Annotated in this window: 9 protein-coding genes and 1 pseudogene; 5 read left to right on the top strand and 5 right to left on the bottom strand. The window is 68.3% G+C overall.

The features are described from left to right. A partial coding sequence (locus ACIPIA_RS04835) for a DUF1345 domain-containing protein (RefSeq protein ID WP_400507205.1) occupies positions 1-525 on the top strand: 525 nt, incomplete at its 5' end. Positions 526-644: 119 nt separating this feature from the next. Then, the gene (trxA, locus tag ACIPIA_RS04830; protein ID WP_400507203.1) at positions 645-965 is read left to right on the top strand and encodes a thioredoxin; all 321 of its coding nucleotides are present in this window, start codon (positions 645-647) and stop codon (positions 963-965) included. 57 nt (positions 966-1022) lie between these two features. Here the strand turns inward: trxA and ACIPIA_RS04825 are convergent, their stop codons facing one another. Continuing rightward, positions 1023-1418 carry a DoxX family protein gene (locus ACIPIA_RS04825; protein WP_400507202.1) on the bottom strand — a complete coding sequence of 132 codons (396 nt, stop codon included), beginning with the start codon at positions 1416-1418 and terminating at the stop codon, positions 1023-1025. Between the two features lie 262 nt (positions 1419-1680). Here ACIPIA_RS04825 and ACIPIA_RS04820 point away from each other — a divergent pair, with 262 nt between their 5' ends. Continuing rightward, a complete protein-coding gene (locus ACIPIA_RS04820) occupies positions 1681-3825 on the top strand; it encodes a transglycosylase domain-containing protein (RefSeq protein ID WP_400507200.1) in 2145 nt (714 codons plus the stop codon). A 3-nt stretch (positions 3826-3828) separates the two neighbouring features. On the opposite strand, the gene ACIPIA_RS04815 is transcribed toward ACIPIA_RS04820, so the two are convergent. The 3 genes from ACIPIA_RS04815 to ACIPIA_RS04805 are packed head-to-tail and all read right to left on the bottom strand — an operon-like array spanning position 3829 to position 6937. Beyond that, positions 3829-5025 (bottom strand): multidrug effflux MFS transporter, encoded by a 1197-nt coding sequence (locus ACIPIA_RS04815; RefSeq protein WP_400507198.1) that lies wholly within the window; start codon positions 5023-5025, stop codon positions 3829-3831. A gap of 56 nt (positions 5026-5081) precedes the next feature. Then, on the bottom strand, positions 5082-5753 hold the full coding sequence (locus ACIPIA_RS04810) for a glutathione S-transferase family protein (protein WP_465246952.1): 672 nt from the start codon (positions 5751-5753) through the stop codon (positions 5082-5084). Then, positions 5750-6937, bottom strand: a complete 1188-nt coding sequence (locus tag ACIPIA_RS04805) for a diaminopropionate ammonia-lyase (RefSeq protein WP_400507196.1) — start codon at positions 6935-6937, stop codon at positions 5750-5752. The genes ACIPIA_RS04810 and ACIPIA_RS04805 overlap by 4 nt, the downstream gene beginning before the upstream one ends. 101 nt (positions 6938-7038) lie before the next feature. On the opposite strand from ACIPIA_RS04805, the gene ACIPIA_RS04800 reads away from it, so the two are divergent. Both ACIPIA_RS04800 and ACIPIA_RS04795 read left to right on the top strand, forming a co-directional pair. Further along, positions 7039-7518 (top strand): Lrp/AsnC family transcriptional regulator, encoded by a 480-nt coding sequence (locus ACIPIA_RS04800; RefSeq protein WP_400507194.1) that lies wholly within the window; start codon positions 7039-7041, stop codon positions 7516-7518. Positions 7519-7720: 202 nt separating this feature from the next. Beyond that, complete coding sequence (locus tag ACIPIA_RS04795) at positions 7721-9511, top strand: chloride channel protein (protein ID WP_400507193.1); 1791 nt, start codon at positions 7721-7723, stop codon at positions 9509-9511. A 9-nt stretch (positions 9512-9520) separates the two neighbouring features. Here ACIPIA_RS04795 and ACIPIA_RS04790 read toward each other — a convergent pair. Beyond that, positions 9521-9805, bottom strand: a pseudogene (locus tag ACIPIA_RS04790) (haloacid dehalogenase); the annotation flags it as partial.

The raw sequence follows: 9805 nt of genomic DNA, 5'->3' as shown, positions 1-9805 counted from the left end.
ACGGTGCTCTATCTCGGCCTGCTCGCCTCGACCATGTTCTCGGAAACGGTCGACGAGATCCGTGCGCGGGCCGAGCGCCAGGACGAGGGTGCCTTCGCGATCCTGATCATCGCCTGCCTGGCCGCGAGCACGAGCCTTGTGGCCATCGTGGTGCAACTCACCGGCATCGCCGCGGTGCCTGCTGCAGAGCGCGGGCTTCATCTGGCGCTTGGCGGTGTCACGATCCTGTGTTCATGGGCGCTGCTGCACGCCTTCTTCACGCTGCATTACGCCGGCGTCTATTACCGCGGCGGCAAGAAGGAACCCTGTCTCGACTTTCCGGGCGAGAGCGATCCGGACTATGTCGATTTCCTGTACTTCTCCTACACGATCGGCTGCACCTCGCAGACCTCGGACGTCGGCGTGACCACGCGCGAGGCGCGCGGCGTCGTGCTGCTGCATTCGATCCTCGCCTTCGTCTTCAACACCTCGATCCTGGCGATGGCGATCAATGTCGGGGCGAGCCTGGTTTCAAGCGGGTCGTGACGCGCCCGTCTCGCCTCTGCCCTGCAGTGCACGCGCCTTGACCGGAGGGGCGGGCGTTCATAGCTTCGCTGGCGAAGGGTGGCTCTGCCGCCCGTTGAAAAACCGAAAGGCAGCCAGTCATGGCAACGAGCAAGGTAACCGATCAGAGCTTCGAGGCCGATGTCCTGAATTCCTCCGAGCCCGTCGTGGTCGATTTCTGGGCGGAATGGTGCGGCCCCTGCCGCATGATCGGCCCAGCCCTTGAGGAGATCGCGACGGAGCTGAACGGCAAGGTCAAGATCGTCAAGATGAACGTCGACGAGAATCAGCAGATTCCGGCCCAGTTCGGCATCCGCTCGATCCCGACGCTGATGCTGTTCAAGGACGGAAAGCTCGCCTCGCAGAAGGTCGGCGCTGCACCCAAGAGCGATCTTTCGCGCTGGATCTCGGCCGCGGTCTGATACCGTTGCCTCGGCATGAAAAAAAGGCCCGTCCCTTTGGGCGGGCCTCGCCGGCCGTCAGCCCTTGCGGGATTCGATGGCGAAGGCGCCGGGGCCCGCCGCGGCGATGTAGAGGAAGATGAAGCAGAACAGCATCGCCGGCTCGCCGCCGTTCAGCAGCGGGTAGAAGCTCTTCGGGCCATGGGCCATCCAGTAGGCGACGGCCATCATGCCTGACAGGACGAAGGCGGCGGGACGGGTCAGGAAGCCGACGAGCACGAGCGTGCCGCCCACGACCTCCAGAACGCCCGCGATCCAGGGCAGCGTCATCGCGGCAGGCATGCCCCAGGACGGGGGAACCGGGAAGCCGAACAGCTTCTGCGTGCCGTGCGAGATGAAGCTCAGCGCGGCGAAGATGCGCAGTAGCCCGAGGGCATAGGGCGCGTAGCGGCTGAGCGAATTCAGAGACTGCATGCGGAGGTCCTTCGCTGTCGATATCGAAAGGCAAATGAAGCAGGGCGTTTCCAGTTCCGCCTTCTAGGCGAGCAGCTTGATTTTGCGCAATATCCCGATTGATGATGTTTTCGTTTGCGTGACTGCAAGTTCGATCACGTTCTCGCGACAGGTGTGTCCTCGGCGCCGCAGTGCACCCTTAACCGTCCCTTAAAAGCGCCATGTTTGAATCCCCAGAGACTTGACCGCATTCCAAGGCGGCGTGTCGGCCGAACGGGACAGGATGAACGACCGGATCAAACGGGGCGAGCGGCGCGAGCCGTCCTTCGATGAAGAGAGCGGCGCGAGCCGCGACGATTTCGACATGCGCCTTTCTGACGACGATCGCCCGCTCCATCGCCATCGCGCTGCGCCGCGTCCGCAGCCGCGCAGCCAGCCCGTGCGCAACAAGCGCAGCGGCGGAGGCGGAGGCAAGCGCCGCGGCCGGCGGCGGCGTTCGCTGCTGGGCGGCCTGTTCTACTGGACGATGGTGCTCGGCCTGTGGTGCGCCATCGGGCTCGGCGGCTTCATCGCCTATCACGCCTCGCAGCTGCCGCCGATCGACCAGCTCACCGTGCCGAAGCGGCCACCGAACATCGCCATCCTCGCTGCCGACGGCTCGCTCCTCGCCAATCGCGGCGAGACCGGCGGGCGCACCGTCACCATCGGCGAGATCCCGCCCTATCTGCCGAAGGCCTTCGTCGCGATCGAGGACCGCCGCTTCTACGAGCATTTCGGCATCGACCCGATCGGCATCTCCCGCGCGCTCGTCACCAACCTGCGCGGCCGTGGCGTGGCGCAGGGCGGCTCGACCCTGACCCAGCAGCTCGCCAAGAACCTGTTTCTGACGCAGGAGCGCACGGCGGCCCGCAAGATCCAGGAGGCGATCCTGGCGCTCTGGCTGGAGCGGACCTACACCAAGGACCAGATCCTCGAGCTCTATCTCAACCGCGTCTATTTCGGCTCGGGCGCCTACGGCGTCGAGGCGGCGGCGCAGCGCTACTTCAACAAGTCGGCGCGCTCGGTGACGATCGCCGAGGCGGCGATGCTGGCCGGCCTCGTTCAGGCCCCGTCGCGGCTGGCGCCGAACCGTAATCCAGATCTGGCCGAGAAGCGGGCGCAACTCGTGATCGCCGCCATGACCGATCAGGGCTTCATCACACAGGCGGCGGCCAAGACGGCGCTGACCACGCCGGCCGAGGTGCCCGAGCGGGTCGGTGCCGGCTCGGTCAACTACGCCGCCGACTATGTCATGGACGTGCTCGACGACTTCATCGGCGCGGTCGAGGGCGACGTCACTGTGCTCACCACCCTCGACACCAAGCTGCAGAGCTCGGCCGAGACGATCCTGGTCGACGCGCTCTCGGCGCAAGGGTCGAAGCTCAACGCCTCGCAAGGGGCGGTGGTGTCGCTGGCGCCGGACGGTGCGATCCGCGCCCTGATCGGCGGGCGCGACTACACCAAGAGCCAGTTCAACCGCGCGACCGCGGCGCGGCGCCAGCCGGGCTCTTCCTTCAAGCCCTTCGTCTATCTGACGGCGATCGAGAAGGGCATGACGCCGGACACGATCCGCGACGACTCGCCGGTCTCGATCAAGGGCTGGGAACCCGAGAACTATTCGCGCACTTTCCGCGGCCCGGTGACGCTGGCGACTGCGATGCAGCATTCGCTCAACACGGTGTCCGCTCGGCTGATCCAAGAGGTGACGCCCAAGGAAGTCGTCCGCACCGCCCAGCGCCTCGGCATCTCCTCGGCATTGCAGCCGAACCTGTCGCTGGCGCTCGGCACCTCGGAGGTGACGCCGCTGGAGATGACCGCTGCCTACGCGACCTTCGCCAATGGCGGCCAGTCGGTCCTGCCCTATGTCATCCGCGAGGTGCGCCAGACCAGTGGCAAGGTCGTCTATGCCCGCAAGGCCGCGGGCCTCGGCCAGGTCATCCAGCCGCAGCACCTCGCGATGATGGACACGATGTTCAACGGCGTGATGAACGGTGGCACGGGCAGCAAGTTCAACATCCCGGGCTGGCAGGTCGGCGGCAAATCGGGGACGACGCAGGATTACGGCGACGCGTGGTTCGTCGGCTTCACGGCCAAGCTCGTGACGGCCGTCTGGGTCGGCAACGACGACAACTCGAAGATGAAGCGCGTCACAGGTGCCGGCCTGCCCGGCGAGATCTGGGGCAAGTACATGAAGGCGGCGCATGCCGGCGCTCAGCCCATTCCGCTGCCGGGCGGCCTCTGGCAGGGCGCGCCGAAGACGATCCTGGACGGCGCGCCGGTAGCGGATGCCGGCGCTCCGGCGCCGGCCCAGCCTGCCGGATCTGACCGGGCCTGGGTCAGGCCGGCGCCACAGGAGCGCAACTTCTTCGAGCGGCTCTTCGGCGGCTGACGCCTAGGCCTTCGTCGCCCGGATGGCGTGTGTCGCATGGAACAGCACCAGGGCGGCGACGCCGAGCGCGGACATCACCAGGGGCAGCGGCAGCGCCGCGTCCCTGAGCATATGGCCGACGAGCAGCCCGACACAGGCCGACAGCAGCATCTGGCACAGGCCGTTGAAGGATGAGGCCGCCCCGGCCCGGTCCGGAAACGGCATCATCGCCGAGGCCTGGGCCTGCGGCATGGTCAGCCCGACGCCGCAGGCGTAGAGCGCCATCGGCACGACGACGCCGGCAGCTCCGCCGAGGCCGGTGAGCACGCAGACCAGCATGGCGAGCCCGCCGCCGGCCAGGCAGGCGACGCCGATGCCGATCACGATGTCCATGCCGCGCCGTCCGACAAGGCGTTGCGCGAGGATCGTCCCGAGGATGAAACCGAGCACGCCGAAGCCGAAGGAGAAGCCGAACTGCACCGGCGTCAGCCCGTATATGCCGATCAGCACGAAGGACGAGCCGGATATGAAGGCGAACAGGCCTGCATAGGCCAGCGCCGTCAGCGCGACATAGACGCGGAAGGCGCGGTTGCGCAGCAGCACGCCGAATCCCCGGAAGATCGCGATCGGCGAGAGCGGTTGCGGGGAGCGGGCACGCAGCGTCTCCGGCATGACCGTGACAATGACGAGGATCAGGGCGAAGCCGAAGGCGAGCGAGGCCAGGAAGGTCGAGCGCCAGCCGAAGGCGGTCTGCAGCACGCCACCGATCACCGGCGCGACCGCTGGCACCAGCCCCATGAACATGCCCATCCGCGCGAGCTCGCGCCCGGCGCGCACGCCGTCATAGAGGTCCCGCACCATCGCGCGGCCGAGCACGATCGGCCCGGATGCGCCGAGCGCCTGCAGGGCTCGCGCCAGGGTCAGGGCCTCGATCGAGGGCGCGAAGGCACAGGCCAGCGTCGCCACCGAAAACAGCCCGAGCCCGGCGAGCAGGATCGGCTTGCGGCCCAGCCTGTCGGAGAGCGGCCCCCAGAATATCTGGCCGGCGGCGAAGCCGAACAGGAAGGAGGAGAGCGTAGCCTGCGCGCCGGCGACGTCCGTCTGCATCACGCGTGCGATCTCGGGCAGCGAGGGCAGGTAGAAATCGGTCGAGAGCGGGCCGAGCGCCGTCAGCATGGCGAGGACGGCGGTCATCGCGAGCGTATCGGGACGAAGCTTCATGCGCGATCTCCGGCACGGCCGGAGCGGGCCGCGGCCCCTGCTACGACGTCAGCCGCTCATCCGGCAATGGCGATGGCTGCCGGGCCGTCCTGTGTCTCGCCGTGATAGGCCGTCGCGCGCATCGATGGCCGCTGCGAGAAGGCGTCGTACCAGCGCGTCAGCCGGGGGCGTCCGATGCGGAAATCCGGCAGCACCCGGAATGCGAGCCAGGCCAGCGCCGTGGCCAGCCCGATCTGTCCGATACCGATCGGTCCATCGAACGGTGCCTGCGCTTCCAGCAGGTCATAGGACTCGACGAGCTTCGCCGTCTGCCCCGCCTGGAGCGGCGGGTAGCGCAGGGGCTCGGGCCGGCGCTGCGTCTCCCAGCGCAGCGCAATGCCGGCATCGCACAGGCCTTGCGCGACGGCATGCAGGCGCAGGGCGTGCCAGCGTTCCGGCCCGGTGGAAGGGATGAGCCGCGGGCCGCCATGCAGGCCGTCCAGATAGTCGCAGATCACCAGCGAATCGAAGATCGCCCCCGCTTCCGGCGTGATCAGCACCGGCACCTTGCCGAGCGGATTGACCGCGAAGACGGCCGGGTTGCGGTTGGTCGGGCTGGTTTCCTGATCGATGATGGCGAGGCGGTCGGCGATGCCGGCCTCATGCGCGAAGACGATGGTCTTGCGCGCATAGGGCGAATGGCTTTGCGAATGGAGTGTCAGCCGCTCGCTGCCGGGCGAGAGGCTCATGCCGCGACCTCGGCCGCTTCGAGCCCGACCAGCTCGGCATAGCGCGCCGGGTCGGTGGCGCCCTCGGTGTTGACCAGGAAGACGCGCGAGGAGGTGTCGAGCTTCAGCGCGGCACGCGTCTCCGGGTTGCGGAGCGCGGCAAGGAGCCCGGCCAGGCCAGCCGCGCCGCTTTCGCCGGCAACGATGGCCGGATCGCCGGCCGCCGGACGGGCGAGGCGGTTCATCGCCTCGACGGCATCCGAATCCTCGGCCGTCAGGAAGGCATCGGCGGCGCGATAGAGCACGCGCAGCGCCAGCGGCGAGGGATCGTAGCATTCGAGCATCGCCATCACCGTCGGTGCGCCATGGGCGATCTTGACCGGCCGGCCCTGCCGCGCCGCCTCGAAGACGCACGCCGCGCGCGATGGCTCGACGACGGTGAAGAACGGCCGCTCCGCGCCGAAGCGCGTCTGCATCTGGGCGGCGAGCGCGGCCGCGATGCCGCCGACGCCCGCCTGCACGAAGACATGGGTCGGCCGCGCCGGCATTTGCACCAAGCCCTCGCGTGCAATGGCCGTGTAGCCCTGCATCACCAGCCCGGGGATGCGCTCATAACCGTCCCAGGAGGTATCGGAGACGATGGTCCAGCCGCGTTCGGTGGCGACGCGCGCGGCTTCGACGACGGAATCGTCATAGGTGCCGGAGACCCGCACCATCTCCGCGCCGAAGCGGGCGATGGCCGCGACCCGTTCGTCGCTGACACCGCCATGGACGAAGATCACCGCCCTGGCGCCCAGCAACTGCGCGCCCTGGGCTACAGAGCGGCCGTGATTGCCGTCGGTCGCGCAGGCGAAGGTCATCTGCGCGGCGACGTCGCAAACGGCAGGATCGTTCATCTCGGCTTCGTTCAGCGGGCGACCGAGCTTCGCGGAGGCCGCTTCGAGGGCCAGCCGGATCACCGCATACGCGCCGCCGAGTGCCTTGAAGCTGCCGAGGCCGAGGCGCTGGCCTTCATCCTTGATGAAGAGGGCGCCGATCCCGAGCGCGGCGGCGAGGCCGGGCAGGCTGTGCAGCGGGGTCGGAACGTGGTTCCGGCGCTGTGCCAGATGCGCCTCTATCGCATCCGCCCCGGCGGGCCCAAGCGTGGCGACATCGTCGGGGTGCAGCGCGGAGCGGTAGTCTGGATGATGGTTGAGCAGGAACATGGCAACCTCGCGAGCTGATTGCTGAAGAGATATTGCAAGGCGGGCGAAAAAGGCGCTGGATTTGCGCCGTCTCGACGCAAGTTTGTTTCGCAGGATGCTTCATGCCCGCGCCCGCCGCCTACGACCTCGATTCCTTCGATCGTGCGATCCTTGCCATCCTCCAGCAGGACAACACCACGCCGCAGCGGGTGATCGGCGAGCGTGTGAACCTGTCCGCCCCGGCCGTGCAACGGCGCATCCGCCGGATGGAGGCGAGTGGCGTGATCCGCGCCAATGTCGCGGTGGTGGATCCCGCGGCGCTCGGCCACCCGATCACGCTCTTCGTCGAGATCGAACTGGTCAGCGAGACCGCCATCGATATCGATGCGGCCAAGACGGCCTTTCTCGCGGCGCCAGAGGTGCAGCAGTGCTATTACGTCACCGGCGAAGTCGATTTCATGCTGGTGGTGCTGGTGCCGAGCATGGGGGCCTATGAGGCCCTGACGCGGCGGCTATTCTTCGCCAACCCCAACATCCGCAAGTTTCGGACCTTCGTCGCCATGGACCGAGTCAAGACTGGGCTCTCGGTGCCGATCGCGTAATACGCGCAATCCCGCCGGCGCTCATCGTGAGGCGCTGCTGCGCTCGCTCCCGGGACGAGGACTGCTTGTTCCCGGGGATACTCGCAGCCGCCCCGCGGCAGGCGCATTCACGGCATCGGCTGCGCGTCTTGTTCTGGCCGCGGCGATATGCGACCGCGGGCGAACGTGACGAACGAGCCTGACGGGCCTTGCCGTGATCACCGTGAAAGCCTCCGAAGCACCGGCCGGGGCGGGCGATGCGCCGCAAGGCTGGCGCGCGCTCATTCGCTCCAGCGAGATCGGCCTCGTCGCGCTGGCTTCGCTGGTCGGCGTCCTCGCCGGGCTGATCGTGCTGGCGATGTCATTCACCACGCAACTGCTGCACGAACTCATCTTCGGACTGGAGCACGGCCAGCGCCTCTCGATCACCACGACGATCCCGGCCTGGCGGGCACTCCTGGGCCCGGTCGCGGGCGGCCTCGCCATTGGCGTCGCGTCCTGGCTGTTCTTCCGCCGGCGCAAGCAGCCGATCGACCCGATCGAGGCCAATGCGCTGCATGGCGGCCGGATGTCGCTGCGCGACAGCGTCTTCGTCGCGCTCCAGACGATGGGCTCCAGCGGCGCAGGCGGCTCGGTCGGGCTCGAAGCCGGCTATACCCAGGCCGCCAGCGGGCTCGCCTCCCATATCGGCCGGCGCCTGCGCCTGCGCCGCGCGGATATGCGGCTGATGGTCGGTTGCGCCGCCGGTGGCGCGATCGGCGCCGCCTTCGATGCGCCGCTGACGGGCGCATTCTATGCCTTCGAGCTGATCCTCGGCAGCTATTCGATCGCGGTCTTCGTGCCGGTGATGGCGGCGACCTTCATGGCGACGGTGACGCACAGCCTGCTCGCGCCTTCGCTGCTTGCCGTCGAGGTGCCGCCGATCGGGCCGATCATCGTCTCCGACCTGCCGCTCGTCGTCATGCTCGGCGCGGCATGCGGGCTCGCGGGCATCGTCGTCATGCGTGCCGCCGCCTTCGTCGAGGCCGGCTTCCGCCGCTCGCGGATCCCGACCTGGCTGCGGCCGGCCTTCGGCGGCCTCCTCGTCGGTGCCCTCGCAATCTGGAGCCCGTCGGTTTTCTCCGCCGGTCACGGGGCCATCAACCTCTATCTCGGGATCGACACCGATCTCGCGCTCTTCGCCCTGGTTCTGGTCGCGAAGGCGCTGGCGTCCTCGATCTCGATCGGTTCCGGCTTCCGCGGCGGCCTGTTCTTCGCCTCGCTCCTGCTGGGCGTGCTGACCGGGCGGCTCTTCATCGGCGTGCTGACGCTCGCCTTCCCGAACCTCGCCGGGCATGAGACGCTCTTCGCCCTGGTCGGCATGAGCTCGCTCGCCGTCTCGATCGTCGGCGGCCCGATGACCATGGCGCTGCTCGCGCTCGAGATGACCGGCGACCTCAAGCTGACGCTCGCCGTAGTCGGCGCCGCCGGCGCGGCCTCGCTGGTCACGCGCCGGCTCTTCGGCTTCTCCTTTGCGACCTGGCGCTTCCACCTGCGCGGCGAGAGCATCCGCGGCGCCCATGACGTCGGCTGGATGCGGGATCTCACCGCCGGCAGCATGATGCGTCTCGAGGTGCCGAAGATCCCCGCCGATGCGACGATCGCGGAAGCGCGGCTGAAATATCCCCCGGGCTCGACCAACTACCTCGTCGCCGTCGGCCCCGGCGACGCCTATGCCGGCATGGTGCCGCCCGGCGCGCTCTACGAGCCCGATCCGGCACTGGACGAGCAGGCGGCGGCCGAGCCCGCCCCGCGCACCGTGCGCCATCTCCTGCACAATCCCGACCGGATGCTGCTGGCAGACACCTCCGTGCGCGACACGCTGAAGCTGTTCGACGAATCGGAGAGCGAGGCGCTGCCGGTCGTCGCCGATCGCGACAGCCGCCGTCTCGTCGGCATCCTCAGCGAGGCGCATGCCATCAAGCGCTACAGCGACGAGATGAGCCGGCGCAATCGCGAGCTGACCGGCGACTAGGGCCGTCGATCAGGCCGCGCGCAGCCCGATGCTCGCGACGACGCGCCAGTCCGCGATCGGGATGTCCTGCCCGGAGGTCACGATCCCGATCCGGTCGAAGCGGATCGTGCGACCGGCGAGCCGGGTGTTCACCTCCGCGATGGCGGCGGCCTTCGCCGTCGGCTCGACCGGCCCGTACAGCAGCGAGACATGCGGCATGAAGCTGCCGAAGCCTTCGGGATCGAGTTCCTGCTTCAGCTTCGCGAGTGCGGGCGACACCGAAAAGCGCGCATAGAAGGAGCGGAAGAAGGCATC

Origin of the sequence: Allobosea sp. CER48 (assembly GCF_044752385.1) — a bacterium.
In the GTDB taxonomy this organism is placed as follows: domain Bacteria; phylum Pseudomonadota; class Alphaproteobacteria; order Rhizobiales; family Beijerinckiaceae; genus Allobosea.
The sequence above is the reverse complement of the archived record's forward strand: the minus strand, read 5'-3'. Positions and strand labels throughout refer to the sequence as shown.

Excerpts from the sequence above, each read along its gene's own strand:
- ACIPIA_RS04810 (WP_465246952.1), bottom strand. The coding sequence starts at position 5,753 with ATGAGCCTCTCGCCCGGCAGCGAGCGGCTGACACTCCATTCGCAAAGC.
- ACIPIA_RS04820 (WP_400507200.1), top strand. The coding sequence starts at position 1,681 with ATGAACGACCGGATCAAACGGGGCGAGCGGCGCGAGCCGTCCTTCGAT.
- ACIPIA_RS04815 (WP_400507198.1), bottom strand. The coding sequence starts at position 5,025 with ATGAAGCTTCGTCCCGATACGCTCGCGATGACCGCCGTCCTCGCCATG.
- ACIPIA_RS04805 (WP_400507196.1), bottom strand. The coding sequence starts at position 6,937 with ATGTTCCTGCTCAACCATCATCCAGACTACCGCTCCGCGCTGCACCCC.
- ACIPIA_RS04800 (WP_400507194.1), top strand. The coding sequence starts at position 7,039 with ATGCCCGCGCCCGCCGCCTACGACCTCGATTCCTTCGATCGTGCGATC.
- trxA (WP_400507203.1), top strand. The coding sequence starts at position 645 with ATGGCAACGAGCAAGGTAACCGATCAGAGCTTCGAGGCCGATGTCCTG.
- ACIPIA_RS04825 (WP_400507202.1), bottom strand. The coding sequence starts at position 1,418 with ATGCAGTCTCTGAATTCGCTCAGCCGCTACGCGCCCTATGCCCTCGGG.